This is a genomic window from Azoarcus sp. DN11 (assembly GCF_003628555.1).
Classification (GTDB): domain Bacteria; phylum Pseudomonadota; class Gammaproteobacteria; order Burkholderiales; family Rhodocyclaceae; genus Aromatoleum.
The window spans coordinates 4,561,728-4,586,981 of record NZ_CP021731.1 but is presented as its reverse complement, the minus strand read 5'-3'; the positions used below and the strand labels follow the sequence as shown (position 1 = coordinate 4,586,981).

General features: G+C 68.1%; 22 protein-coding genes and 1 riboswitch. Of the genes, 11 read left to right on the top strand and 11 right to left on the bottom strand.

Going from position 1 to position 25,254, the window contains the following annotated elements:
• Positions 1-5: 5 nt before the first annotated feature.
• Positions 6-641 (bottom strand): hypothetical protein, encoded by a 636-nt coding sequence (locus CDA09_RS21290; RefSeq protein ID WP_286164278.1) that lies wholly within the window; start codon positions 639-641, stop codon positions 6-8.
• Between the two features lie 65 nt (positions 642-706).
• Between CDA09_RS21290 and CDA09_RS21285 the strand changes: the two genes are divergently transcribed.
• From CDA09_RS21285 to purU, 4 genes are all read left to right on the top strand, one after another.
• Entirely contained in the window at positions 707-2,638 is a 1,932-nt protein-coding gene (locus tag CDA09_RS21285; RefSeq protein WP_121430480.1) for an ATP-binding cassette domain-containing protein, read from the top strand.
• A gap of 62 nt (positions 2,639-2,700) precedes the next feature.
• A complete protein-coding gene (gene ilvA, locus CDA09_RS21280; protein WP_121430479.1) occupies positions 2,701-3,942 on the top strand; it encodes a threonine ammonia-lyase in 1,242 nt (413 codons plus the stop codon).
• A gap of 240 nt (positions 3,943-4,182) precedes the next feature.
• The gene (thrH, locus tag CDA09_RS21275) at positions 4,183-4,797 is read left to right on the top strand and encodes a bifunctional phosphoserine phosphatase/homoserine phosphotransferase ThrH (protein ID WP_121430478.1); all 615 of its coding nucleotides are present in this window, start codon (positions 4,183-4,185) and stop codon (positions 4,795-4,797) included.
• Positions 4,798-4,801: 4 nt separating this feature from the next.
• Positions 4,802-5,689 (top strand): formyltetrahydrofolate deformylase, encoded by an 888-nt coding sequence (purU, locus tag CDA09_RS21270; protein ID WP_121430477.1) that lies wholly within the window; start codon positions 4,802-4,804, stop codon positions 5,687-5,689.
• A 96-nt stretch (positions 5,690-5,785) separates the two neighbouring features.
• On the opposite strand, the gene CDA09_RS21265 is transcribed toward purU, so the two are convergent.
• From CDA09_RS21265 to CDA09_RS21255, 3 genes are read right to left on the bottom strand one after another with little or no spacing between them, the layout of a single operon-like run.
• A complete protein-coding gene (locus tag CDA09_RS21265) occupies positions 5,786-7,249 on the bottom strand; it encodes an ammonium transporter (protein ID WP_121430476.1) in 1,464 nt (487 codons plus the stop codon).
• A gap of 10 nt (positions 7,250-7,259) precedes the next feature.
• Positions 7,260-7,598, bottom strand: a complete 339-nt coding sequence (gene glnK, locus CDA09_RS21260; RefSeq protein ID WP_121430475.1) for a P-II family nitrogen regulator — start codon at positions 7,596-7,598, stop codon at positions 7,260-7,262.
• A 50-nt stretch (positions 7,599-7,648) separates the two neighbouring features.
• The gene (locus tag CDA09_RS21255) at positions 7,649-8,392 is read right to left on the bottom strand and encodes a TorF family putative porin (RefSeq protein WP_121430474.1); all 744 of its coding nucleotides are present in this window, start codon (positions 8,390-8,392) and stop codon (positions 7,649-7,651) included.
• A gap of 328 nt (positions 8,393-8,720) precedes the next feature.
• Between CDA09_RS21255 and CDA09_RS21250 the strand changes: the two genes are divergently transcribed.
• The 3 genes from CDA09_RS21250 (at position 8,721) to CDA09_RS21240 (ending at position 11,854) form a co-directional block, all read left to right on the top strand.
• Positions 8,721-8,984 (top strand): accessory factor UbiK family protein, encoded by a 264-nt coding sequence (locus CDA09_RS21250; RefSeq protein ID WP_121430473.1) that lies wholly within the window; start codon positions 8,721-8,723, stop codon positions 8,982-8,984.
• 99 nt (positions 8,985-9,083) lie between these two features.
• Positions 9,084-10,583, top strand: a complete 1,500-nt coding sequence (locus CDA09_RS21245) for a YifB family Mg chelatase-like AAA ATPase (protein ID WP_121430472.1) — start codon at positions 9,084-9,086, stop codon at positions 10,581-10,583.
• 77 nt (positions 10,584-10,660) lie between these two features.
• Positions 10,661-11,854: a multidrug effflux MFS transporter gene (locus CDA09_RS21240; RefSeq protein ID WP_121430471.1), complete on the top strand. Its 1,194-nt coding sequence runs from the start codon at positions 10,661-10,663 to the stop codon at positions 11,852-11,854.
• 163 nt (positions 11,855-12,017) lie between these two features.
• Here the strand turns inward: CDA09_RS21240 and CDA09_RS21235 are convergent, their stop codons facing one another.
• From CDA09_RS21235 to CDA09_RS21205, 7 genes are all read right to left on the bottom strand, one after another.
• On the bottom strand, positions 12,018-12,443 hold the full coding sequence (locus tag CDA09_RS21235; RefSeq protein WP_121430470.1) for a GFA family protein: 426 nt from the start codon (positions 12,441-12,443) through the stop codon (positions 12,018-12,020).
• Between the two features lie 120 nt (positions 12,444-12,563).
• The gene (locus CDA09_RS21230) at positions 12,564-13,301 is read right to left on the bottom strand and encodes an ABC transporter ATP-binding protein (RefSeq protein WP_121430469.1); all 738 of its coding nucleotides are present in this window, start codon (positions 13,299-13,301) and stop codon (positions 12,564-12,566) included.
• Positions 13,291-14,067 (bottom strand): ABC transporter ATP-binding protein, encoded by a 777-nt coding sequence (locus CDA09_RS21225; protein WP_121430468.1) that lies wholly within the window; start codon positions 14,065-14,067, stop codon positions 13,291-13,293. Before CDA09_RS21225 ends, CDA09_RS21230 begins: the two co-directional genes overlap by 11 nt.
• Entirely contained in the window at positions 14,064-15,164 is a 1,101-nt protein-coding gene (locus CDA09_RS21220; RefSeq protein WP_121430467.1) for an ABC transporter permease subunit, read from the bottom strand. The genes CDA09_RS21225 and CDA09_RS21220 overlap by 4 nt, the downstream gene beginning before the upstream one ends.
• A gap of 17 nt (positions 15,165-15,181) precedes the next feature.
• Positions 15,182-16,114 (bottom strand): branched-chain amino acid ABC transporter permease, encoded by a 933-nt coding sequence (locus tag CDA09_RS21215; protein WP_121430466.1) that lies wholly within the window; start codon positions 16,112-16,114, stop codon positions 15,182-15,184.
• A gap of 274 nt (positions 16,115-16,388) precedes the next feature.
• A complete protein-coding gene (locus tag CDA09_RS21210) occupies positions 16,389-17,504 on the bottom strand; it encodes a branched-chain amino acid ABC transporter substrate-binding protein (protein WP_121430465.1) in 1,116 nt (371 codons plus the stop codon).
• A 540-nt stretch (positions 17,505-18,044) separates the two neighbouring features.
• Positions 18,045-19,157 carry a branched-chain amino acid ABC transporter substrate-binding protein gene (locus tag CDA09_RS21205; RefSeq protein WP_121430464.1) on the bottom strand — a complete coding sequence of 371 codons (1,113 nt, stop codon included), beginning with the start codon at positions 19,155-19,157 and terminating at the stop codon, positions 18,045-18,047.
• Positions 19,158-19,328: 171 nt separating this feature from the next.
• On the opposite strand from CDA09_RS21205, the gene CDA09_RS21200 reads away from it, so the two are divergent.
• From CDA09_RS21200 to metH, 4 genes are all read left to right on the top strand, one after another.
• Positions 19,329-19,814, top strand: a complete 486-nt coding sequence (locus CDA09_RS21200) for a hypothetical protein (protein ID WP_121430463.1) — start codon at positions 19,329-19,331, stop codon at positions 19,812-19,814.
• A gap of 98 nt (positions 19,815-19,912) precedes the next feature.
• On the top strand, positions 19,913-20,398 hold the full coding sequence (locus tag CDA09_RS21195) for a hypothetical protein (RefSeq protein WP_121430971.1): 486 nt from the start codon (positions 19,913-19,915) through the stop codon (positions 20,396-20,398).
• 63 nt (positions 20,399-20,461) lie between these two features.
• Positions 20,462-21,298: an alpha/beta fold hydrolase gene (locus CDA09_RS21190; RefSeq protein WP_121430462.1), complete on the top strand. Its 837-nt coding sequence runs from the start codon at positions 20,462-20,464 to the stop codon at positions 21,296-21,298.
• 77 nt (positions 21,299-21,375) lie between these two features.
• Positions 21,376-21,450: riboswitch (S-adenosyl-L-homocysteine riboswitch) on the top strand.
• A 74-nt stretch (positions 21,451-21,524) separates the two neighbouring features.
• Positions 21,525-25,232 (top strand): methionine synthase, encoded by a 3,708-nt coding sequence (gene metH / locus CDA09_RS21185; protein WP_121430461.1) that lies wholly within the window; start codon positions 21,525-21,527, stop codon positions 25,230-25,232.
• Positions 25,233-25,254 lie beyond the last annotated feature (22 nt).

Genomic DNA, 25,254 nt, shown 5'->3' with positions numbered 1-25,254 from the left:
GGCGTTCAGTTCGCCGGTTTGGGTGCTTCCGGCGCGGCGTCTTCGGCCTTCTGGGCTTCGCGCTTGCGGATGCGTTCCTCGTAGCGCGCACGATCGCGCGCCGCGGTCTCGGCGCGGGCCTTTGCTTCGGCCTGCGCCTGCGCGCGCTCCTTGGCCTTTTGCTCGTCCTTCTGCTGGCGTTCGGCCCGCTGCGCCTCCTGCGCGCGGATCGCGTCGGCCTCGCGCTGGCGGCGCGTGCCCTCCGCCATCGGGTCGGGGTGGATCTCGAAGGCCTCGGCCGCGGCCGGTTCCGCCGGCAGGGTCGGCGCATCGGTGCTGGTGCGCCCGCGCTCGGCCGCCAGGCGCTGCTTCTCCGCGAGTTCGGTGTGGCTCGCCTCGGCTTCCAGCTCGCGCGCCTTCTTCAGCGTTTCGAGCTGTGCTTCCTTCGCCTGATTGAGGCAGCGATTGACCTGAAAACGCGCGTAGCACTTCGGCGTCTCGGCGGCGAGGGTTTCGTTGGCCTGCTGGCGCAGCGTCTTGGCCTCCGCGCGCAGCCGGGTCGCGCGCTGGAACTCGGGGTTGGATTCCGTGGCGGGGTCGGCGGCGGTGGCGTTGCCGCAGGCGAGGGCGAGCAGCAGGAGAGGGGGCAGAAGACGGGGCACGATGTCCGGCGGCGTTCGGGTTCGGGGATGCGTAGAATAACGCCTTTGCCCATCGCTGCGCTGACGTGATCCAGTTTCGCAACCTCCGCCTCGCCCGGGGCGCCAAAGTCCTCGTCGATGCCGCCTCGCTGCAGATCCACCCCGGCTGGCGGGTCGGCCTCACCGGCGCCAACGGCACCGGCAAGTCCAGCCTCTTTGCGCTGCTGCGCGGGCTGCTGCACCAGGACCAGGGCGACCTCGACATCCCTGCCGGCTGGCAGATCGCGCACGTCGCGCAGGAAACGCCGGCGCTGGCGAAGCCGGCGATCGAATACGTGCTCGACGGCGACGCCGAGCTGCGCGACGTGGAAGCCCGGCTCGCCGCGGCCGAAGCGGCGCACGACGGCGCGCATATCGGTGAACTCCACGCCCGCCTGCACGAGATCGGCGGCTACGCGTCGCGCGCCCGCGCGGCGGCGCTGCTCGATGGCCTCGGCTTCGTCGGCAACGACGCCGAGCGGCCCGTGTCGGATTTCTCCGGCGGCTGGCGCATGCGCCTCAACCTCGCGCAGGCGCTGATGTGCCGCTCGGACCTCTTGCTGCTCGACGAGCCGACCAACCACCTCGACCTCGACGCGGTGATCTGGCTCGAGCAGTGGCTGCGTGACTACCGCGGCACGCTGCTGCTGATCTCGCACGACCGCGAGTTCCTCGACGCCTGCGTCACCCACATCACGCACATCGAACAGCAGCGCCTGACGCTCTACACCGGTGGCTACTCGGACTTCGAGCGCCAGCGCGGCGAACGCCTCGCGCAGCAGCAGGCGATGTTCGACAAGCAGCAGCGCGAGATCGCCCACATCGAGGACTACATCCGCCGCTTCCGCGCCAAGGCCACCAAGGCGCGCCAGGCGCAGAGCCGCATCAAGGCGCTCGAGCGCATGGAGCGCATCGCCGCCGCCCACATCGACAACCCCTTCTCCTTCAGTTTCCGCGAAGGCCCGGCCGCGCCCGATCCGCTGCTGCAGATCGAGGACGGCGCCGTCGCCTATGGCGACCGTACCGTGCTCGACCGCATCCGCCTGACGCTGCGCCCGGGCGAGCGCGTGGGCCTGCTGGGCAGGAACGGCGCCGGCAAGTCGACGCTGATCAAGCTCCTCGCGGGCGAACTGGCGCTCGCCGCCGGCAGCCGCAGCGAAGGCAAGGGGCTCGCGATCGGCTACTTCGCGCAGCACCAGCTGGAGACCCTGCGCCCCGACGAATCGCCGCTGCAGCACATGGTTCGGCTCGACCCGCGCACGCGCGAGCAGGAGCTGCGCGACTACCTCGGCGGCTTCGACTTCCGCGGCGACGGCGTCGGCGGCAGCTCGACGCCGGCGACCACCCCCTGCGGCCCCTTCTCCGGCGGCGAGAAGTCGCGCCTCGCGCTGGCGCTGATGATCTGGCAGCGCCCCAACCTGATGCTGCTCGACGAGCCGACCAACCACCTCGATCTCGAGATGCGCCACGCGCTCACCCTCGCGCTGCAGGACTACGACGGCGGCATGGTGCTGGTGTCGCACGACCGGGCGCTGCTGCGCGCGACCTGCGACCGCTTCCTGCTCGTCGACGACGGCCGCATCCAGCCCTTCGACGGCGATCTCGACGACTACCGCGACTGGCTCGCGACGCGCCGCGCGCAGGCCGCCGAAGCGGCGAAATGCCCCGACCGCGAGGCCGACAAGGCCGCGCGCAAGGCCGACCGCGCGCAGTCCGCGGCCGAGCGTCAGGCGCGGCTCGCCGCGCGTCGTCCGCTGGTGAAGGAGATCGACCAGCTTGAGAAGAAGCTCGCCGGCTGGCAGGGCGAGAAGAAGCTGCTCGACGCGCGTCTCGCCGACCCCGCGCTGTACACGGGCGGCGATTCCGCGCAGCTGCAGACGCTGCTCAAGCGCCAGGCCGAGCTCGCCGGCTGGATCGACGAGGCGGAACTGCGCTGGCTGGAGATTTCGGAAGCGCTGGAGGCGCTGCCGGCCGACTGAGTCTCGAATCCCGCCCGAACCCCTGACGAGGGCCCGCAGAGGCCCCGCACCGAGGAGACACGATGCCCCCCGCCACGATTCCGCTGGCCCTGAACGACCTGCTCGCCGCGCGCGAGCGCATTGGCGACGCCATCCTGCGCACCGTGCAGTGGCAGAACGATCCGCTCTCCGAGGAACTGGGCGTGCCGCTGCGCCTCAAGCTCGAGAACCTGCAGCGCACCGGCTCGTTCAAGCTGCGCGGCGCCACGCACAAGATCGGCCGCCTGCTGGCCGGCGCCAACCCGCCCACCGGCGTGGTCGCCGCGTCCGCCGGCAACCATGCGCAGGGCGTCGCGCGCGCGGCGGCCCAATGCGGGCTGCGTGCCGTCGTCTGCATGCCCGCGAACGCCCCGCTCACCAAGATCCAGTCGTGCCGCAGGCTGGGGGCCGACGTGCGCCTCGTCGGCGAGACGCTGGAAACCGCGACCGACGAGGCCTTGAGGCTGGCGAAGGCCGAAGGGCTCGCCTTCCTCCACCCCTACGACGACTGGGACGTGATCGCCGGGCAGGCGAGCTGCGGCCTGGAGATGCTCGAAGACGCCCCCGACATGACCGTCGCGATCGTGCCGCTGGGCGGTGGCGGGCTGATTTCCGGCGTCGCGCTCGCGCTCAAGCTGCAGAACCCGGATATCCGCGTGATCGGCGTGCAGACCGAGGCGGTCGCGCCGTGGCGCACCTACCTGCGCGACGGCGCGCTGGAAGAAGTGCTGCCCGGCGCGCACACCATCGCCGACGGCATCAGGGTCAAGCGTCCCGGCCAGCTCACGCGTCGCGTCATCGCGCGCTACGTGGACGAGATCGTCACCGTCGACGACAACGCCATCGCCGAGGCCATCGTCATGCTGCTCGAGCGCACGCGCACGATCGGCGAGGGCGCCGGCGTCGTCGGCCTGGCGGCGCTGATGCAGAAGAAGATCGCGCTGCGCCCCGACGACCGCGCGGTGGTCGTGATCTCCGGCGGCAACGTCGACATGACGCTCGTGGGCCGCTCGATCGACTACGGCCTCGCGTCCAGCGGGCGGCTGATGTGCGTCGCGGTGACGATCTCGGACGCGCCGGGGCAGCTGCTGGCCCTGCTGAAAACCGTCGCCGACCTCGGCATGAACGTGCGCCACGTCGAACACCGGCGCGGTGAACTGCACGTGCCGGTGGGGATGACCGAGGTGATCCTGCAGATGGAGACGCGCGACTTCGAGCACCAGGACGAATTGCGCCAGCACTTCGCGCGGCAGGGACTGCGCGTGCGCAACCTCCTCGTCAGTTGAGGGCGAGCAGGCAAGAAAAAGCGGGACGACCGGAGCCGTCCCGCGAAATGGCCTCCATCGGCCAAGGGTTACGCATTTAGCCCTGCCATTATAGGGCCATATTCCCCAGACCGCCGCGTCGGCGATTGGTTCCCGACGGATAAATATTTTTGAACCCAACATATTCCGCGTGCCGCGGTGGAGCCCGCCTCGGCTGCTAGAATCGGGGGTTCGTTTATCCGCCGAAACAGGAATATCGCCGTGCAGATCGTCTGTCTCGACCTCGAAGGTGTGCTGGTTCCCGAAATCTGGATCGAATTCGCCGAGCGCACCGGCATCCCGGAGCTGCGCCGCACGACACGCGACGAGCCGAACTACGACACGCTGATGAAGTACCGGCTGAACATCCTGGCCGAAAGGAAGCTCGGCCTGCCCGACATCCAGGACGTGATCGCCGGCATGGGGCCGATGCCCGGTGCGCGCGACTTCCTCGACGACCTGCGCGCGAGCTACCAGGTCGTCATCCTCTCCGACACCTTCCAGGAATTCGCCAAGCCGCTGATGAAGCAGCTCTGCTGGCCGACGCTGCTGTGCCATTCGCTCGTCGCCAACGCCGAAGGCATGCTGGTCGACTACCGCCTGCGCATGCCCGACCAGAAGCGCGAGGCGGTCAGGCGCTTCAAGGAACTGAACCTCAAGGTCGTCGCCGCGGGCGATTCCTACAACGACACCGCGATGCTCGGCGAAGCCCATGGCGGCATCCTGTTCCACCCGCCGGAGAACGTGATCCGCGAATTCCCGCAGTTCCCGGTCACGCGCACCTACCCCGAACTGCGCCGCGAGATCGACAAGGCCTTCGCGCGCGCCGCGGGCTGAGCACATGCATCGCGAGCGCTTCTACACGCTGTCGGCGTCCTGCCCCGATCGCGTCGGCCTCGTCGCGCGCGTGTCGGGCTTCGTCGCCGAGCACCGCGGCTGGATCCTCGAGACCTCGCTGCACGCCGAGCCTGCGCGCGCTGACGCCACCGGGGCGGAGGCGGTCGGACGCTACTTCATGCGCATCGAGATCCGTGCCGACTCCCTGCCTTTCCACCTCGCCGAGTTCCGCGAGCGCTTCCGCCCCATCGCCGAGGAACTCGAGATGGACTGGTCGATCACCGATTCGGCGGTGAAAAAGCGCGTCGTCGTGCTGGTGTCGAAGCAGGAACACTGCCTCTACGACCTCCTCGCGCGCTGGCAGTCGAAGGAACTCGACATCGAGATCCCGTGCGTGATCTCGAACCACGACACCTTCCGCGGCTTCGTCGAGTGGCATGGCATCCCCTTCCACCACGTGCCCGTCACGCCCGACAACAAGGCCGCGGCCTATGCCGAAGTGCGGCGCATCGTCGAGGAAGTGCGCGGCGACACGATCGTGCTCGCGCGCTACATGCAGGTGCTGTCGCCCGAGCTGTGCGCCGCCTATCCGGGACGCATCATCAACATCCACCACAGCTTCCTGCCGAGCTTCGTCGGCGCGAAGCCCTACCACCAGGCCTGGGCGAAAGGCGTGAAGCTGATCGGCGCGACCTGCCACTACGTCACCTCCGAGCTCGATCAGGGGCCGATCATCGACCAGGACGTGATCCGCATCGACCACTCCGACTCGGTCGAGGACATGGTGCGCTACGGCAAGGACATCGAGAAGACCGTGCTCGCGCGCGGGCTGCGTTACCACCTCGAAGGCCGCGTCCTGCTGCACGGCAACAAGACGGTCGTGTTCCGCTGACGCGGGCAGCCGGCGCGGGCGTGAACGAAAACGGGCGCCCCGAGGGGCGCCCGCTGCAGGGCCGGACGAGGGAGCGATCCGGCAATGCCCAGGTGTTCAGATGTGGTAGGCCGTCTCGCCGTGCGCGGTGATGTCCAGGCCTTCGCGCTCCTCTTCTTCGGGCACGCGCAGGCCGATCAGCACATCCACGATCTTGAACGCGATCGCCGAGACGATGCCCGACCACAGGATCGACACGACCACGCCCCACGCCTGGCTGGTGACTTGCGCCGAAGTCGAGAACGGGGCCACCGCGTTGGCGACGTAGTCATACACGCCGACGCCGCCGAGGTCCGGGTTCGCGAACACGCCGGTCAGCATCGCGCCGAGGATGCCGCCCACGCCATGCACGCCGAACACGTCGAGCGCATCGTCCGCGCCGAGCATGTGCTTGAGGCCATTCACGCCCCACAGGCAGATCACGCCGGCGAGCAGCCCGATCAGCAGCGCGCCCATCGGCCCGACCCAGCCGCAGGCCGGGGTGATCGCCACGAGGCCGGCCACCGCGCCCGAGGCCGCGCCCAGCAGCGAGGGCTTGCCCTTCATCAGCCATTCGGTCGTCATCCACGACATCGCCGCCATGCCGGTCGCGACCATCGTGTTGAGGAAGGCCAGCGTGGTCAGGCCGTTGGCCTCGAGGTTGGAACCGGCGTTGAAGCCGAACCAGCCCACCCACAGCATCGACGCGCCCACCATCGTCAGCGTCAGCGAGTGTGGAGCCATCGACTCGCGGCCGTAGCCGATGCGCTTGCCGACCATGAAGGCACCCACGAGGCCCGCGACGGCGGCGTTGATATGCACCACCGTGCCGCCGGCGAAGTCGAGCGCGCCCTTCTGGAACAGGAAGCCCGCGGTCGCCGCGGCCGCATCCCCCGCGGCAGCGTCGGTGTAGGCATCCGGGCCGGCCCAGTACCACACCATGTGCGCCATCGGCAGGTAGGAGAAGGTGAACCACAGCACCATGAACAGCAGCACCGCGGAGAACTTGATGCGCTCGGCGAAGGCGCCGACGATCAGCGCCGGGGTGATCGCCGCGAAGGTCGCCTGGAACACGACGTAGGCGAACTCGGGGATCGCCACGCCCTTGCTGAAGGTCGCGGCCACCGAGTCGACCGTCACGCCCTTCAGGAAGGCCTTCGACAAGCCGCCGATGAACGCATTGCCCTCGGTGAAGGCGAGGCTGTAGCCGTAGACGAACCACAGCACGACCATCAGCGAGAAGATCACGAAGACCTGCATCAGCACCGACAGCATGTTCTTCGAGCGCACCAGGCCGCCGTAGAACAGCGCGAGGCCCGGGATCGCCATGAAGGCGACGAGCGCGGTCGAGATCAGCATCCAGGCGGTGTCGCCCTTGTTGACCGTGGGCGCAGCCGCCGCCGCCGCCGCGGGAGCGGCCGCCGTGGCGGCGCCGGCAACCGCGGTGACGGCTGCGGCTGCAGCCGGGGCGTCGTCGGCACTGGCGAGCCCGGCGAAGCCGAGCGCCAGCACCGCAAGGAGTATGGCAAACAGTTTTTTCATGATGTTCTCCTTACAGCGCTTCGGCGCCGGTTTCGCCGGTGCGGATGCGGATGGCCTGCTCGAGGTCGAAGACGAAGATCTTGCCGTCGCCGATCTTGCCGGTCGCAGCGGATTTTTCGATCGCCTCGATCACCTGGTCGAGCAGATCGGCGGCCACGGCGGCCTCGATCTTCACCTTGGGCAGAAAGTCGACGACGTACTCGGCGCCGCGGTACAGCTCGGTGTGCCCCTTCTGCCGGCCGAAGCCCTTGACCTCGGTGACGGTGATGCCCTGCACGCCGATCGCCGAGAGTGCCTCGCGCACTTCGTCGAGCTTGAAGGGCTTGATGATGGCAGTGACGAATTTCATGATGATTTCCTTTCAGTCATGCGGGGCGGGTGCCCCGCGGCAGTGCCGGCTCAGAAGGTCTTGCTGACGCTCACAATGTAGCGGGCGTCGGCGTTGAGGGCATCCTTGTTCTTCAGGTTGGTATCGACGTAGTACAGGCCCACGGTCACGCCGGCGACGGCCTGGCTCACCCCCAGCTTCCAGTCGGTGTAGGACGGGGTCGGGCCGGCGATCATCTGGCGGCCGACGTGGGCGTTGAGCGTCGTGCCCGGGATCACCTCGTAGGCGGCCGACAGGTCGAAATACTGGCTGTTCTTCGAGTCCGGCGTGCCGAACAGGTTGGTCAGCGAGTTCGAGTACTTGAACGACAGGAACTCCCACGACAGGCCGACGTAGGCTTCGAGCGTGTTCGGCTGCTTCTGGCCGACCGTGCTGCGCCACTTCGTGTCGAAATCGCCCGGATAGACGTACTGCAGCAGGCCGACGTCGTAACCGATGTCACCGACGGTGCCCTTGTAGCCGCCGTACAGGTCGAGTTCCAGGCTGTTGCCGGAATTCACGTCCTTGCCGCGCTCGAGATCGCGCAGCCACGACACGTTCGAGCCCCACGCGCCGACGTACAGGCCGCTCGAATGCGCGTAATCGAAACCGCCCTGCAGCGCGGGTTTCTCCTTGGTCTGGCTGATGCCGCGGTAGGCATAATCCGACACCAGGGCGACGTTGGCGGTGATCGGGCTGTCGGCCGCCACGGCCGTGCCGGAGCCGATCAGCGGCAGGGCTGCTGTGACGGCCAGGGCGATGAGGCGCTTGTGCATGTTCTTGCTCCTTGACGATTGGTGTTTGATAGCTGGCAAGTCCTCCTACGCATGCGCCGTGCCAAGTCGTGTCAAGCGTCGCCAAGCAATTGTTACACAAAGGGAAAGCTCGATTTTCTGGGTTTTCCGGAGGGAACTTGTGCACTCGCAACAGATCGCGGCCCGATCCGATGCACTCCATTGGTGCGTTTCCGTCGATATTGTGGTGCATCGCTGCCGGTGGCACCCGTGCGCTCACTGCAATGGGGCAGGGGCGGGGCGTGCCGGCTGCCGCGCCGGTGTCCGTGCTAGACTTTATCTTTTCCCTTCTGTCATTTGAGGTGCCTTCATGGCAGGTCCCCGCTTCCTCGACGAAATCGGCGCCAAGCTCTCCGAACTGGCGGCCAGCAATCCCGCCAAGGACTTCGAAAAGAACGCCAAGGCCCTGCTCGGCAGCGCCTTCGGCAAGCTCGATCTGGTGACACGCGAGGAATTCGACGTGCAGCGCGAAGTGCTCGCGCACGCGCGCCAGAAGCTCGCGGAACTCGAAGACCGCGTCGCCGCGCTCGAATCCGAACTCGCGCGCGCCCGCGCCGAGCGCGACGGCGAGTAAGCCGCCGCCTGCCCCCGTTTTCGCGGGTGCTTTTGATCTAACCGTTTGTCATTGTCGGCGCCTCCGGTAGACTGCGCGCAGTCCATTCCGGAGGAACCGATGTCGCTGGCTCTCGTACGCACCCGCGCGCTCGCGGGTCTGGGCGCACCCGAGGTGACGGTGGAAGTGCACCTCGCCAACGGCCTGCCGGCCTTCAACCTCGTCGGTCTGCCTGATACCGAGGTGCGCGAGGCGCGCGAGCGCGTGCGCGCCGCGATCGCCACGTCGCAGTTCGAATTCCCGCAGCGCCGGATCACCGTCAATCTCGCCCCGGCCGACCTGCCCAAGGAAGGCGGGCGCTTCGACCTGCCGATCGCGCTGGGCATCCTCGCCGCGTCGGGCCAGGTCGATGCGGCGGCGCTGGCCCGTCACGAATTCGTCGGCGAGCTGTCGCTCGACGGCAGCCTGCGCCCGGTGCGCGGCGGTCTCGCGATGGCCCTCGAGAGCGGCCGCGCCGGCCGCGCGCTGGTACTGCCCGCGGCGAATGCCGACGAAGCCGCGCTCGCGCGCGACGCGAGCGTGCTGCCGGCACCGAGCCTGCTCGCCGTGTGTGCCCACCTCAACGGCCACACGCCGCTCACGCGCCGTCTTGCGCCGCCGGTGGCGGAAGGGCGGGACGACGAACCGGATCTCGCCGAGGTGAAGGGGCAGCTGCAGGCGCGCCGCGCGCTCGAAGTCGCCGCCGCCGGCCAGCACTCGCTGCTGATGTTCGGCCCCCCGGGAACCGGCAAGTCCATGCTCGCGCGCCGCTTGCCGGGGCTCCTGCCGCCGCTCGACGAGGCCGAGGCGATCGAGAGCGCGTCGATCCAGTCGCTCGAAGGGGCCTTCGATGCCCGCCGCTGGGGGCGGCGCCCCTACCGCGCGCCGCACCACTCCGCCTCGGCCCCCGCGGTGGTCGGCGGCGGCGCCAGTCCGCGCCCCGGCGAGATCAGCCTCGCGCACCACGGCGTGCTGTTCCTCGACGAGCTGCCGGAGTTCGAGCGCCGCGTGCTCGAAGCCCTGCGCGAGCCGCTCGAGACCGGCACTGTCACGGTGTCGCGGGCGCGGCAGCGCGCCGAGTTCCCCGCGCGCTTCCAGCTCGTCGCCGCGATGAATCCGTGCCCGTGCGGGCATGCCGGCGACAAGAATGGGCGCTGCCGCTGCACGCCGGACCAGGTTGCACGCTACCGCGGGCGCCTGTCGGGCCCGCTGCTCGACCGCATGGACATCGTCATCGAGGTGCCGCTGCTCGATCACGCCGACATGCTCGGTCAGCCCGCGGGCGAGCCGAGTGCCGCGGTGCGCGAGCGCGTCACGCAGGCGTGGGCCGTGCAGCGCGAGCGCCAGGGGCGCGCCAACAGCCATCTCGCGCCCGGCCGCGTCGATGCGCTGTGCGCGCCCGATGAGCAGGGCAAGGCGCTGCTCGATCACGCGATCCGCCGGCTGAACCTGTCCGCGCGGGGGTATCATCGCATCCTCAAGGTTGCCCGCACGATCGCGGACCTGGCCGGCGCCGAGCGCGTCGGCCCGGCGCATCTGGCCGAGGCGATCCAGTACCGGCGCGGCCTCGATTCCCGCTGACGCGGCCCCGCGCGGGGCCGCCGATGCGGGCAGGGGCGCACGGCACCAATAACAAGACGCCCCAGAGAACCCCCTTCATGCCCGCCTCCTCGCCCTGGCTCGCGTTCGTCCTCGCGGCGCTCGCCGCCATCGGGCCGTTTTCCATCGACACTTATCTGCCCGCCTTCGGCGCGATGGGCGAGGCGCTGTCGGCCGCGCCGCTGCAGATCCAGCAGACGCTGACGGCCTACATGGCCACCTTCGCCTTCATGGTGCTGTGGCACGGTGCGCTGGCGGACCATTTCGGCCGCCGGCGCGTGCTGATCGTCGGGACGGCACTGTTCGCGCTCGCCTCGCTGGTGTGCGCGCTGGCGCCGTCGATCGAATGGCTGTGGGCCGGGCGGGCGCTGCAGGGCATGGTCGGCGGGGCGGGCATGGTCGTCGGCCGGGCGGTGATCCGCGACCTGTATGAAGGCGAGCACGCACAGCGGCTGATGTCGCGCGTGATGCTGATCTTCGGCATCGCCCCGGCGATTGCGCCGATGATCGGCGGGCTGCTGCTCGCGCTGGGCGGCTGGCGGACGATCTTCTTCTTCCTCGCCTTCTTCGGTGCCTGGCTCAGCTTCCTCACCTGGCGCTTCCTGCCGGAAACCCTCGCGCACGAGCATCGTCATCCGCTGCACCCGGTGCTGCTCGCCCGCGCCTACCGCCGGGTGCTGGGCAGCGCCGCCTTCGTGCTGCTGGCGGGCGCGGTGGCGTTCAACTTCAACGGCTTCTTCCTCTACGTGCTGTCGGCGCCGACCTTCCTGATGAAGCACCTCGGCCTGTCCGCGCAGGAGTTCGGCTGGATGTTCGTCCCGTCGGTGCTCGGCATGACTGCGGGATCCGCCCTGTCGGGGCGGGTCGCCGGGCGCTGGCAATCGCGGCGCACGATCGTGGTCGGCTTCGCGTTGATGGCGGGCGCGGCGCTCGCCAACGTCCTCGTCGCGTCGCTGATGCCGCCGGGCCTGCCGCAGTCCGTGCTGCCGATCATGCTGTACACCTTCGGCATGGCGCTGTCGATGCCGAGCCTGACGCTGCTCGCGCTGGACCTCTTCCCCACGCACCGCGGGCTGGCGTCGAGCTGCCAGAGCTTCCTGCAGGTCGGCATCAACTCCCTGACCGCCGGCGTGCTCGCGCCGGTGCTGTGGTATTCGCCGCTGACGCTGGCGGCGGGCATGGCGGGTTTTCTGACGCTCGGCGGCATCGGCTTCGTCGCCTGGTGCCGTCGGGCAGGGGGCTGTGTGCACTGAGCGGTGCGATGAAGCATGCGTGGGCGGCGGACAAATCTCTACGCGACGGGACCGCGGGTTGCAGACAAGTCCGCGACGTCCGCCGGCAATTCCTGAGGTCGGAACCGCACCTTCATAGCGTTCCCGTCTCCTTGCCACTCCCCGTTGTTGCGCAGGTGTCGCGTCAGCCGAGCGTCACATCGGCGAACCACACCGCCTTCCAGCGTGCCACCTTGTCGTCGGCGCCCAGGGTGCGCGGCGACACCGGCGCGGGAGCGGGGAAATCCTGTGCTTCCTCGACGGCCAGGCGGTTGACGGTCGCCCAGATGCGCCCACCCTCGGCATAGGCCACCGCGACGAGCACCCCGCAGGTCTTGCACAGGAGGAACTCCGCCTGCCCGCTCCCCTGCCGGTAGCGCCCGAGGGCGGTCTGGTCGCGGACCGTGATGTGCAGGCGTCCGCCGGGATCCGAGACGTAGGCAGCACCGTGCTTGCGGCAAAAGCCGCAGTCGCAGGCGCGCGGCGTGTAGGCGGCCGGCGTGCAGGAAAGTTCGAACTCGACGCGGATGGCGCCGCAGTGGCAGCCCCCGCGCAGTGCATGGGTGGACATGGGTCGTGCCCCTCGTGAAGCCGGCTGACCGGCTGTGCCGGCGATTCCGAGTCTGTGAACGGGCGACGGGCGCGTTCCCCGAGGTTCGCGCCCGTCTCCGGATTGCGGCATCGCGCCGCGTCAGGCCGCTTCTTCGCCCAGATACGCTGCGCGCACCTTCGGGTTGGTCAGCAGGTCGGTGCCGCTGCCGGTCAGCGTGATCTTGCCCGATTCCATCACGTAGGCGCGCTGCGAGAACTCCAGCGCCAGGTTGGCGTTCTGCTCGACGAGCAGCACTGTCACGCCTTCCTTCGCGACCGACTGCACGACCTCGAAGATCTTCTCGACGACCAGCGGCGCGAGGCCCATCGACGGCTCGTCGAGCAGCAGCAGCTTGGGGCGCGACAGCAGCGCGCGGCCGATCGCGACCATCTGCTGCTCGCCGCCCGACAGCGTGCCGGCGATCTGGTGCAGGCGCTCCTTCACGCGCGGCAGCATCGTGTAGACGCGTTCGAGGTCCTGCTCGATGCCCGCCTTGTCGTTGCGCGTGTAGGCGCCCATGCGCAGGTTCTCCTCGACGGTGAGGCGCGTGAAGATGCCGCGCCCCTCCGGCACCAGCGCGATGCCGCGGCGCAGGCGCTTGTGCGCGGGCAGGCCGTGCACTTTCTCGCCCTCGTAGTGGATCTCGCCGCCGGCGATCTTCAGGCTGCCGGCGATGGCGTTCAGCGTCGTGGTCTTGCCGGCGCCGTTGGCGCCGATCAGGCTCACGAGCTCGCCGCGGTAGAGTTCGAGGTCGATGCCCTTGACGGCCTTGATGCCGCCGTAGGCGACTTCCATGCCGCCGAGCTGGAGCAGGGGGGAGATGGGGTTAGTGTGCATGCTTGTGGCCTCCGCCGAGGTAGGCGCCGATCACGGCTTCGTTCTTCTGCACCTCGGCCGGGACGTCCTCGGCGATCTTGCGCCCGAAGTCGAGCACGGCGACGCGGTCGCACAGACCCATCACGAGCTTCACGTCGTGCTCGATCAGCAGCACGGTGATGCCGTCACCGCGGATCTGCTCGATCAGGTTCTTGAGCTGCACGGTCTCGGTCGCGTTCATGCCTGCCGCCGGCTCGTCGAGCGCCAGCAGCTGCGGCTCGGTCGCGAGCGCGCGCGCGATCTCCAGCCGGCGCTGGTCGCCGTAGGAGAGGTTCTTCGCCGTCGCGGTGGCGAAGCGTTCGATGCCCACGTACTTGAGGAGCTCGTAGGCGCGCTCGGTGGTGAGGCGCTCCTCTTCGACGGTGTGCCGGTTCTGCGTCAGGATGCCCCATACGCCCGCGCTGGTGCGGATATGGTGTCCTGCCATCACGTTCTCGAGCGCGGTGAGCTCGCGGAACAGGCGGATGTTCTGGAAGGTGCGCGCGACTCCCTGCGCGACCACGAGGTGCGGCTTGCCCGAAGGCAGCACCGCGCCGTTGAACACGAACTCGCCGTCGTCGGGCGTATAGGCGCCCGTCAGCACGTTGAAGAAGGTCGTCTTGCCGGCGCCGTTCGGGCCGATCAGCCCATACACTTCGCCCTTGCGGATCGTCAGCGACACGTCCGAGAGCGCCTGCAGGCCGCCGAAGCGCTTGCCGATGTTGCGGGCTTCGAGGAGCGTGATCATTCGGTCACTCCCTTCGCCTTCAGGTAGCGGATGTGGGAGTACTTGGCGCTGGCCGGGATCAGGCCGGACGGGCGGAGCAGCATCATCAGGATCATGGCGAGCGACAGCAGCAGCATGCGGAGCACTTCGGGGTCGAGCAGCACGTGGCCGAACAGGGCCTGCTGCATCGGCACCGCGAGGTTGCGGAGGATTTCGGGCAGGGCGGAGAGGATGACCGCGCCGACGACCGCGCCGGCGATGTTGCCCATGCCGCCGAACACGACCATCGTCAGCACCGCGATCGACTCCATCAGCGAGAAGGATTCGGGCGACACGAAGCCCTGGAAGGTGCCGAACAGCACGCCGGACACGCCGCCGAAGGTCGCGCCGAGCGAGAACGCCAGCAGCTTCATGTTGCGCGTGTTGATGCCGATCGCCTTGGCGGCGAGTTCGTCGTCGCGCATCGCGGCCCACGCGCGGCCGATGCGCGAGATCTGCAGGCGCTGGATGAACAGGATCGCGCCGGCGACGCACGCGAGGAAGGCGTAGTAGTACAGGAACAGCGTGTTGATCGACACGTCCTCGGTGAGCCGGATGTTGCGCGACAGGTCCCAGCCGAACAGCACGATCGGGTCGAGCGAGTTGATCCCCTGGGGCCCGTTGGTGATGTTGATCGGGTAGTTGAGGTTGTTGATGAAGATGCGCACGATCTCGCCGAAGCCGAGCGTGACGATCGCGAGGTAGTCGCCGCGCAATCGCAGCACCGGGAAGCCGAGCATGATGCCGGCGGTCGCGGCGAAGCACGCCGCCAGCGGCAGCACGATCCAGATCGGCAGGTGCACGTCGAAGTGCGGCGACGCGAGGAAGGCCGCGGTGTAGGCGCCCACCGCGTAGAACGCGATGTAGCCGAGGTCGAGCAGGCCGGCGAAGCCGACGACGAGGTTGAGGCCCAGCGCCAGCAAGATGTAGAGCAGCGCGAAGTCGATCACGCGCACCCAGGTGCGGCCGAAGGCCATCGCGACCAGCGGCGCGGCGAGCGCGAGCGCGATCACGAGCCAGCGCGCGGCAAGCGGGTTGCGTTTGCCCAGCCAGGGAACGGCCAGTGCGAGTTCATTCATGGTTGCGTACTCCCGCGTCAGGCCCGGTCGGACACACGCTCACCCAGCAGGCCGGTAGGCTTGAAGATGAGGACGAGGCCGAGAATCATGAAGGCGAAGATGTCCTGGTAGGACGAGTTGAGGAAGCCGAAGGTGAGGTTCTCGATGTAGCCGGCGCCGAAGGATTCGACCAGGCCCAGCACGATGCCGCCCAGCATGGCGCCGCCGAGATTGCCGATACCGCCCAGCACCGCCGCGGTGAAGGCTTTCAGGCCCGGCATGAAGCCCATGCCGTAGTGCGCGATGCCGTAGTTGCTCGCGAACATCACGCCGGCGACGGCCGCGAGCGCCGCGCCGATCACGAAGGTCATCGCGATGATCATGTTGGTGTCGACGCCCATCAGCGCCGCGACGCGATGGTTCTCGGCGGTCGCGCGCATCGCCCGGCCGAGCTTGGTCTTGGTGACGAGCAGGATCAGGCCGGCCATCATCAGGGCCGAGACGGCGATGATCGTGACCTGGATCGGGGTGATGAACACGCCCTCGATCGGCTGCAGCGGCGTCGTCGAGATCAGCTGCGGGAAGGTGTGGTAGTTGCGGCCCCAGACGATCATCGCCAGGGTCTGCAGCAGGAAGGACACGCCGATCGCGGTGATCAGCGGCGCCAGGCGCGGCGCATTGCGCAGGCGCCGGTAGGCCAGCCGTTCCATCAGGTAGCCGAGCAGCATGCACACCGGGATCGCGACGAGCAGCGAGAGGAGCAGCATCGCGATCGGCGACATGCCGGGGGCGACGCCCATCAGGAAGGTCATCGTCTGCAGTGCGGTGAGCGCGCCCACCATCACGAGGTCGCCGTGGGCGAAGTTGATCAGGCCCAGGATGCCGTAAACCATCGTGTAGCCGAGCGCAACCAGCGCATACACGCTGCCGACGACGAGGCCGTTCACGACCTGTTGAAGAAAGATTTCCATGTTTACCCTCGGGATGTCGGGTGCGGGCCGCACGGGGATGGATGAAGCGGTGTGGCCGTCGTGGGGCCGGTACGCCGTTCGGACGCGGGATTCGCGCGCGCGGTTCGCGGGCGCTGCGGGTTCGGCGCGGATATGCCGGCCGGACCGCGGGAGAACTGAAAGTACATCGGGTTACATGTCGCGTGGTTCATAAAAAAGGGGGTGCGACCGTGCTGCGTGATCGCGACCCCCGCTTCGGGTCATCCAGACCGGCGGGCCGGAATGACCCCAGGCCTTACATCGGTGCCCAGGCTCCGGACTTGAACTGGTACATCGTGATGGCGCCGTCCTTGATGTCGCCCAGGTCGTCGAAGGCCACGGTGCCGGTCACGCCGGCGAAATGGCTCTTCTTCAACTCGGGCAGGTACTTGGCCGGTTCGACCGAATTGGCTGCCTGCATGGCCTTGATGATCGCCGTCGCCGCGTCGTAGGCGTACGGCGAGTAGATCTGCACGTCGGCATTGAAGCGTGCCTTGTAGCGGTTGCGGAACTCGGTGCCGCCCGGCATCTTCTCGAGCGGCAGGCCCGCCATCGAGCAGTAGGCATTGGCGCCGATCGAGTCGCCGGCGAGCTTGATCATCTCGGGGCTGCAGCCGCCGTCGCCGGTCACGAACTTGGCTTCGACGCCCAGCTGCTTGAGCTGGCGCAGCATCGGGCCGCCCTGCGCGTCCATGCCGCCGAAGAAGATCACGTCGGGCTTGGCGCCGCGGATCTTGGTCAGGATCGCGTTGAAGTCGGTCGCCTTGTCGGTCGTGAATTCGCGCGCGACGATCTTGCCGCCACCCGCCTTCACGGCCTTCTCGGTCTCGTCGGCGAGGCCCTGGCCGTAGGCGGTGCGGTCGTCGATGATCGCGACGGTCTTCGCCGCGAGCGGGCCGACGATGAACTTGCCGAGCACGCTGCCCTGCTGCACGTCGTTGGCGATCGTGCGGAACACGGCCTTGTAGCCCTGGCGCGTGAGCGTCGGGTTGGTCGCCGAGGGCGAGATCATCGGCACGCCGGCCTGGTTGTAGATGCGCGACGCGGGGATCGTGGTGCCCGAGTTCAGGTGGCCGACGACGCCCTTCACGCCCGCATCGACGAGACGCTGCGCGACGGTGGTGCCGGTACGGGGGTCGGCCTGGTCGTCCTCGCCCATCAGCTCGAACTTGACCTTCTTGCCGCCGATGGTGATGCCTTTGGCATTGGCGTCCTCGACGGCGAGGCGTGCGCCGTTTTCGTTGTCCTTGCCGAGGTGGGCGATGGTGCCGGTCAGCGGTGCGACGCTGCCGAGCTTGACCACCATGTCCTGCGCCTGAGCGGCGGACAGGCCGATTGCCATGATCGCGAGTGCGACGAAGGTTTGCTTCATGTTTCTCCTCCAGCGAGATCGATTCGTGAGATTGAGAGCCCGAACGACACTTCCGACCTTCGTGAGGCGTCGAAGAGCCGCCGGGGTGCTGCACGTGATGCCGCTTCTCCATTCGCCCCCGACTATCACCTTGTGCATCGCAAAGGTCCCGGGGGGCTGAAAAGTCCGCGTATTCTGCCCAAAAATGGACCGGGATGCGCAAATTGCAACAGAGATATGCCAGGTTGCGTCTTCCGCATCGCAGCAGCGGACCCTGTGCACCCGCCGATGCCGATGGCAGGATGATAATGCGGATGTCAATGATCGTTTGGTGACGCGGATTCCGAACAGGTTGGCGCGTATTCGTGCAGATGATGCATTGCACAATCCGTGCCGGATTATGGATTACCCTAATGTCAGATCCGGATACACCGTGACGGCCCGGGAAACGGCGGATTTCGGCCCGCGCGGCAACAAAAAGGGGCGCCGCAGCGCCCCGATCCGGTTCGTTCCCGCCGCCCGCCGCACGCTTGTGGTGCGCGGCGGGCGTGTTTCACAGGCTCAGTGGAGCGCTTCCCACTTGCCGCCCTTGAACTGGTACAGGGTCACGCCCGCGTCGAGGATGTCGCCGTTCTTGTCGAAGGCGATCTTGCCGGTCACGCCCTGCATGTTGAGCTTCTGCAGCGCCGGCAGGTACTTGGCCGGTTCGACCGAGCCGGCGGCCTTCATTGCCTCGATCAGCGCGGTCGCCGCGTCGTAGTTGTACGGCGCATAGAGCTGCACGTCGCCCTTGTAGACTTCCTTGAAGCGCTTGTTGAACGTCGCGCCGCCCGGCATCTTGTCCATCGGGATGCCGGCCTGGGTGCAGTAGGTGTCGCCGCTGATCGCGTCGCCGGCGAGCTTGATCATCTCGCTGGTGCAGGTGCCGTCGCCGCCGAGGAACTTCGCGGCGATGCCGAGCTGCCGCATCTGGCGCAGCATCGGCGCGGACTGCGCGTCCATGCCGCCGAAGAACACGGCGTCGGGCTGCTTGGTCTTGATCTTGGTGAGGATCGCGGTGAAGTCGGTGGCCTTGTCGTTGGTGAACTCGCGGCCCACGACCTGCAGCCCTTCCTTCTTCAGGCTCTCGGCGAAGGCGTCGGCGAGGCCCTGGCCGTAGGCGGTGCGGTCGTCGATGATCGCGACCTTCTTCGCGCCGAGCTTGTTGGCATACTTGGCCATCGCCGCGCCCTGCTGCAGGTCGTTGGCGATGACGCGGAAGGTGACCTTGTAGCCCTGTTGCGTGAGCTTCGGGCTGGTCGACGACGGCGTGATGACCGGCACGCCGGCCTGCTCGTAGATGCGCGAGGCGGGGATCGACGCGCCGGAGGTGACGTGGCCGACCACGCCCTTGACGCCGGCATCGGTCAGGCGCTGCGCGACGGTGGTGGCGGTGCGCGGGTCGGCCTGGTCGTCTTCGCTGACGAGCTCGAACTTGACCTTCTGGCCGCCGATGGTGGTGCCCTTGGCGTTGGCGTCTTCGATCGCGAGGCGCACGCCGTTCTCGCCGTCCTTGCCGATATGGGCGATCGGGCCGGTCAGCGGGCCGGCGTGGCCGATCTTGACGACAGTCTGGGCGTGGGCCGCCGACAGGCCGGCGGCGGCGAGGGCGAGGGCGATCAGGGTCTTCTTCATGAACCGTTCTCCGAAGCGTTGTATGCGGACTGGGCCGGTTCGCGATTGTGCCGCGCTCCGGCATGGAGCGATTCTAGCCCAGGCCCGCCGCGGGCCGACATAATGTGTTGCATTTGTCCGCGCGTGCCGGCAGCCCCGGTCCTGCGCTCCCCTGTGAGGAGAATCGTCCCCATGAAACGCCTGTTCACGCTGTTGTGCAGCCTCCTTGCCGCGCTCGGGCTGGCGGGTTGCGATCACTTCAACCTGAAGGAACTCGAGCCGGGCGTCTCCACCGCCGCCGATGTGCGCCAGCGCTTCGGCCCGCCGCAGATGGAATGGCGCAACGACGACGGTTCGGTGACCTGGGAATATTCGCGCCAGCCGATGGGCACGGAGTGCTTCATGATGACGATCGGTTCCGACAGCGTGCTGCGCAAGGTGGACCAGGTGCTGAACGAAAGCAGCTTCGCACGCATCCAACGGGGCATGAGCGGGGACGAAGTGCGGCGCATCCTCGGTGCGCCGGGAACGCGCGAACGTTTCGAGCTGGCGAAGGAAACGGTGTGGGGCTGGCGTGTCGGCAAGGAGGCGTCGGGCGACCCGGTGTTCTTCCTGGTGCATTTCAACGACGACGGCCGCGTCGCGCGCACGAGCCGCTTCGTCGAACAGCGAGGCTGACGCAGGTGAAACAGGGACAGGCAGTCGCGAAGTGGCTACGCATCGCCGCGCTGCTCGCGCTCGCGGCGCTGGTCGCGGGCTGCGCGCAGCTGGGCGACATGCGTCCGCTGGCGACCGAGGCCGAGGCCATCGCCGCGCACGGTGAGCCGGTGCGGCGCTGGGACAACGGCGACGGCACGCACACGCTGGAATACTCGAACCAGCCGTACGGCCACGTCACGCTGATGGTGACCGTGGACCCGTCGGGCAAGGTGCTGCGCCAGGAAAACGCGCTGGCGCTCGAGAACCTTGCCCGCGTCGCGCCGGGCATGACGCGCGAAGAGGTGTCGCGCCTGCTCGGGTCGCACCGCACGGTCGAGTTCTATCGGCTGAGCGGCGAAGAGGTGTGGGACTGGAACATCGAGAACGACGGCCCGGGCATCTACACCTATTTCAACGTGCACTTCGTCGACGGCAAGGTCGCGCGCACGAGCCGCACCTACATCTTTAGCCCCAGCGCTCCGGTGATGGGCCTGCGAAGCGGTTTCCCGGCATTTCCGCACGTCCCGATGCACTCCATGGGCCTGCACATGATGACCCGCTGATCCGCGCCCGCCGCCTTCACGGCTTATACTGCGCTGCAGCACAGACTGCCAGCGGGTATTGCGATGATCCATTTTCGGGCCGGCGACGGCGAGCACATCCACGTGAAGATCGACGGCGAGGGGCCGCCGCTCGTGTTGCTGCACGGCTGGACCGCGAGCCACCGCGACTGGAATCCCTTCGTCGAGGCCTTCGCCGCGCGCCACCGCGTGTATCGCTGGGATGCGCGCGGGCACGGCGGCCACGCGCTGCATGCGCGCACGCCGGTGAGCGCGGCGCGCATGGCGCGCGACCTCGAGGAGATGCTCGAGCACTGTAAGCTGCGCGACGCGATCGTCATCGGCCATTCGATGGGGGCGCTGACGCTGTGGCAGTACATCCGCGACTTCGGCTGCGCCCGCCTGCGCAAGCTCGTCATCATCGACCAGTCGCCGCGCATCCTGACCGACGAAGACTGGACCTGGGGCATCTACGGCGACTTCGACGCGGCGCGCAACGCGGCCTTCGTCCGCGAACTGCAGCAGGACTTCGCCGAAGGCGTGCTGGGCCTCGTCGGCCGCAGCCTCAACGAGCGCGCGCGGCGCAAGTACCGGGAGAACGGCGAGGGCATGGAACTCGCGCGCCAGCGCCTGCGGGAGATGGCCCCGCAGCCGCTGATCGACTGCTGGTCCAGCCTCGCCGCGGCCGACTACCGCGACGTGCTGGAGCAGATCGATGTTCCCTCGCTGCTGGTCTACGGCGGCGCGAGCAACTTCTACCACACGCGCACCGCCCACTACGTGCGCGACAACATTCCCAACGCGCTGCTGCACATCTACGAGGACGTCGACCACGCGCCGCACCTGTGGCTGCGCGAGCGTTTCGTCAAGGACGTGCTCGATTTCATCGACAGCGGGGACTGACCCCGGCCCGGCCGAATCCGGCCCGCGGCTTTCGGCGCCACCTTGGCACCGGCGGGGAATTTCCCTAGAATCGCCGGATTGCCGAGGAGCGCTGCGACCCGTGGACCAAGTCCGGGCCAGGCTCGGCAACCGAACAACGGCGCTCGCAAACCACCAGCCGGGTTTGCCGCGCCGTTTTTCTTTGCAGCGTCTGCCCGGTGTCTGAACCGCACGACCGAGGTAGACCATGCAAGCCGACCGCAGCCAAGAACTCCGCGACCTTCTCGCCCGCCGCATCCTGATCCTCGACGGCGCGATGGGGACGATGATCCAGCAGCACAAGCTCAGCGAGTCGGACTACCGCGGCGAACGCTTCCGCGCGCACCCGAAGGACCTCAAGGGCAACAACGACCTGCTGGTGCTGACGCGCCCCGCGGTCGTCGCCGGCATCCACCGCGCCTACCTCGATGCCGGCGCGGACATCATCGAGACCAACACTTTCAACGGCACGCGCGTGTCGCAGGCCGAGTACGGGCTGGCGGACGTCGCCTACGAGATCAACGTCGCCGGCGCCCGCCTCGTGCGCGAGCTGTGCGACGCCTACACCGCGAAGAACCCCGAGAAACCGCGCTACTGCGCGGGCGTTCTCGGGCCGACTTCGCGCACGCTGTCGATCTCGCCCGACGTGAATGATCCGGGCTTTCGCAACATCAGCTTCGATGCGCTGGTCGACGACTACTACGACTCCGCGCGCGGCCTCCTCGAAGGCGGCGCGGACCTGCTGCTGATCGAGACGATCTTCGACACGCTCAACGCCAAGGCCGCGGTGTTCGCGGTCGAGAAGCTCTTCGACGAGCTCGATCGTCGCGTGCCGGTGATGATCTCCGGCACGATCACCGACGCCTCCGGCCGCACGCTCTCGGGCCAGACCGCGGAAGCCTTCTGGAACTCGCTCGCCCATGCACGACCGATCTCCTTCGGCCTCAACTGCGCGCTCGGCGCGAAGGAGCTGCGCCAGTACGTCGAGGAGCTGTCGCATGTCTGCGACACGCACGTCTCCGCGCACCCCAACGCCGGCTTGCCGAATCCGTTGTCGCCGACCGGCTACGACGAGACGCCCGAAGCGCTCGCGGGCGCGATCCGCGAATGGGCCGAAGCCGGCCTCGTGAACATCGTCGGCGGCTGCTGCGGGACGACGCCCGCGCACATCGCGGCGATCGCGCAGGCGGTGGCCGACGTCGCACCGCGCAAGGTCCCGGAAGTCGAGAAGAAGCTGCGCCTGTCCGGCCTCGAACCCTTCAACGTCGGCGCCGACAGCCTCTTCGTCAACGTGGGTGAGCGCACCAACGTCACCGGTTCGAAGGCTTTCGCGCGGATGATCCTCGAAGGCCGCTTCGACGACGCGCTCGCGGTCGCACGCCAGCAGGTCGACAACGGCGCCCAGGTCATCGACATCAACATGGACGAGGCGATGCTCGACTCGATGGCGGCGATGGAGCGCTTCCTCAAGCTCATCGCGTCCGAGCCGGACATCTCGCGCGTGCCCATCATGCTCGACTCGTCGAAGTGGAGCGTGATGGAGGCGGGCCTCAAGTGCATCCAGGGCAAGGGCGTCGTCAACTCGATCTCGATGAAGGAAGGCGAGGCCGAGTTCCTGCGCCAGGCGCGCCTGTGCCGCCGCTACGGCGCGGCGGTGATCGTGATGGCCTTCGACGAGAAGGGCCAGGCGGACACCTACCAGCGCAAGACCGAGATCTGCAAGCGCGCCTACGATCTGCTGACGGGATCGCCGGAGCAAGGCGGAGCCAATTTCCCGCCCGAAGACATCATCTTCGACCCCAACATCTTCGCGATCGCGACCGGCATCGAGGAGCACGACAACTACGCCGTCGACTTCATCAACGCCGTGGCGTGGATCAAGCACAACCTGCCGTTTGCGAAGACCTCGGGCGGCGTGTCGAACGTGTCCTTCAGCTTCCGCGGCAACGACCCGGTGCGCGAGGCGATCCACACCGTCTTCCTGTACCACGCCATCAAGGCGGGGATGGCGATGGGCATCGTCAACGCCGGGATGTTGGGCGTCTATGACGACCTCGAACCTGCGCTGCGCGGGAAAGTCGAGGACGTCGTGCTGAACCGCCACCCGGGCGCGGGCGAGGCTCTGGTCGAGTTCGCGCAGTCGGTGAAGGAAGGCAAGGCCAAGAATACCGGACCGGACCTCGCGTGGCGCGAGTGGTCGGTCGACGAGCGCCTGTCGCACGCGCTCGTGAAAGGCATCACCGACTTCGTCGTCGCCGACACCGAGGAAGTGCGCGCGAAGCTCGAAGCGGAGGGCAAGCCGCCGCTCGCCGTGATCGAAGGCCCGCTGATGGCCGGCATGAACGTCGTCGGCGACCTCTTCGGCGCGGGCAAGATGTTCCTGCCGCAGGTCGTGAAGTCCGCGCGCGTGATGAAGCAGGCCGTCGCGCACCTGATCCCCTTCATCGAGGCGGAGAAGCTCCGAACCGGCGCGACCTCGAAAGGCCGCATCGTCGTCGCGACGGTGAAAGGCGACGTGCACGACATCGGCAAGAACATCGTCGGCGTCGTGCTGGGCTGCAACGGCTACGAAGTGATCGACCTCGGCGTGATGGTACCGGCGGAGAAGATCCTCAACGCCGCGCGCGAGCACGGCGCGCAGGCGATCGGCCTGTCGGGCCTGATCACCCCTTCGCTGGAGGAGATGAGCCACGTCGCGGCCGAGATGCAGCGCCAGGGGTTCGAGGTGCCGCTGCTGATCGGCGGCGCGACGACGAGCCGCGCGCACACCGCGATCAAGATCGCGCCGCACTACGAGCAGGCGGTCGTCTACGTGCCGGATGCGTCGCGCGCGGTGGGCGTCGTCACGGCGCTGCTCTCCGAAGGCGGTGCGGCCGATTTCAAGGCGCAGCTCGCCGCCGACTACGACAAGATCCGCGCGCAGCACGCGAACAAGAAGGGCGTGCAGCTGGTGAGCCTAGAGGCCGCGCGTGAGAATGCCTTCCGCTGGGACGGCGTCGCGGGCTACGTGCCGACGAAGCCCAAGACGCTCGGCGTGCAGGCGCTTGCCGTGCCGCTCGCGGAACTCCTCGAATTCATCGACTGGGGCCCCTTCTTCCAGACCTGGGACCTGGCCGGCAGCTTCCCGAAGATCCTCGACGACGAAGTGGTCGGCGAGACCGCGCGCAGCGTCTTCAAGGACGGCCAGGCGATGCTGGCGAAGATCGTGGCTGAAGGTTGGCTCGAAGCGCGCGCAGTCTTCGGCCTCTTTCCCGCGAACCGCGTCGGCGACGACATCGCGTTCTACGCCGACGAGTCGCGCGACCGGGCGCTGATACATTGGCACGGCCTGCGCCAGCAGCACGAGCGCCCGGCGGACAGGCCGCATTACTGCCTGTCGGATTTCGTCGCGCCGAAGGACTCGGGTGTCGCGGACTACGCCGGCGCCTTCGCGGTGACGGCGGGCCTCGGCATCGAGAAGAAACTCGCCGAATTCGCGGCGACGCACGACGACTACCGCGCGATCATGCTGAAAAGCCTCGCCGACCGCTTGGCGGAAGCCTGCGCCGAGTGGCTGCACCGCCGCGTGCGCAAGGAATTCTGGGGCTACGCGGCCGACGAAGCGCTCGCCAACGACGCGCTGATCCGCGAGGAATACCGCGGCATCCGCCCGGCGCCGGGCTATCCGGCCTGCCCGGACCACACGGCGAAGGGGCCGCTCTTCGCGCTGCTCGATGCAACCCGGAACGCCGGCATGACGCTGACCGAATCCTTCGCGATGAGCCCCGCGGCGGCGGTCAGCGGCTTCTATCTCGCACACCCGGAAGCGCGCTATTTCGCGGTGCCGAAGATCGGCCGCGACCAGCTCGAAGACTGGGCCGCGCGCACCGGCATGACCGTCGAGCAGGCCGTGCGCTGGCTCGCGCCGCTGTTGTGACGCCGGGTTACGCCCGCTTACT

Bases quoted from the DNA above. Each gene is read 5' to 3' on its own strand.
- CDA09_RS21250 (WP_121430473.1), top strand. From the start codon at position 8,721: ATGGCAGGTCCCCGCTTCCTCGACGAAATCGGCGCCAAGCTCTCCGAA.
- CDA09_RS21235 (WP_121430470.1), bottom strand. From the start codon at position 12,443: ATGTCCACCCATGCACTGCGCGGGGGCTGCCACTGCGGCGCCATCCGC.
- CDA09_RS21200 (WP_121430463.1), top strand. From the start codon at position 19,329: ATGAAACGCCTGTTCACGCTGTTGTGCAGCCTCCTTGCCGCGCTCGGG.
- CDA09_RS21210 (WP_121430465.1), bottom strand. From the start codon at position 17,504: ATGAAGCAAACCTTCGTCGCACTCGCGATCATGGCAATCGGCCTGTCC.
- CDA09_RS21240 (WP_121430471.1), top strand. From the start codon at position 10,661: ATGCCCGCCTCCTCGCCCTGGCTCGCGTTCGTCCTCGCGGCGCTCGCC.
- CDA09_RS21245 (WP_121430472.1), top strand. From the start codon at position 9,084: ATGTCGCTGGCTCTCGTACGCACCCGCGCGCTCGCGGGTCTGGGCGCA.
- glnK (WP_121430475.1), bottom strand. From the start codon at position 7,598: ATGAAATTCGTCACTGCCATCATCAAGCCCTTCAAGCTCGACGAAGTG.
- CDA09_RS21230 (WP_121430469.1), bottom strand. From the start codon at position 13,301: ATGCACACTAACCCCATCTCCCCCCTGCTCCAGCTCGGCGGCATGGAA.
- CDA09_RS21265 (WP_121430476.1), bottom strand. From the start codon at position 7,249: ATGAAAAAACTGTTTGCCATACTCCTTGCGGTGCTGGCGCTCGGCTTC.
- CDA09_RS21225 (WP_121430468.1), bottom strand. From the start codon at position 14,067: ATGATCACGCTCCTCGAAGCCCGCAACATCGGCAAGCGCTTCGGCGGC.
- CDA09_RS21205 (WP_121430464.1), bottom strand. From the start codon at position 19,157: ATGAAGAAGACCCTGATCGCCCTCGCCCTCGCCGCCGCCGGCCTGTCG.
- purU (WP_121430477.1), top strand. From the start codon at position 4,802: ATGCATCGCGAGCGCTTCTACACGCTGTCGGCGTCCTGCCCCGATCGC.
- CDA09_RS21195 (WP_121430971.1), top strand. From the start codon at position 19,913: ATGCGTCCGCTGGCGACCGAGGCCGAGGCCATCGCCGCGCACGGTGAG.
- CDA09_RS21220 (WP_121430467.1), bottom strand. From the start codon at position 15,164: ATGAATGAACTCGCACTGGCCGTTCCCTGGCTGGGCAAACGCAACCCG.
- CDA09_RS21215 (WP_121430466.1), bottom strand. From the start codon at position 16,114: ATGGAAATCTTTCTTCAACAGGTCGTGAACGGCCTCGTCGTCGGCAGC.
- CDA09_RS21190 (WP_121430462.1), top strand. From the start codon at position 20,462: ATGATCCATTTTCGGGCCGGCGACGGCGAGCACATCCACGTGAAGATC.
- metH (WP_121430461.1), top strand. From the start codon at position 21,525: ATGCAAGCCGACCGCAGCCAAGAACTCCGCGACCTTCTCGCCCGCCGC.
- ilvA (WP_121430479.1), top strand. From the start codon at position 2,701: ATGCCCCCCGCCACGATTCCGCTGGCCCTGAACGACCTGCTCGCCGCG.
- CDA09_RS21255 (WP_121430474.1), bottom strand. From the start codon at position 8,392: ATGCACAAGCGCCTCATCGCCCTGGCCGTCACAGCAGCCCTGCCGCTG.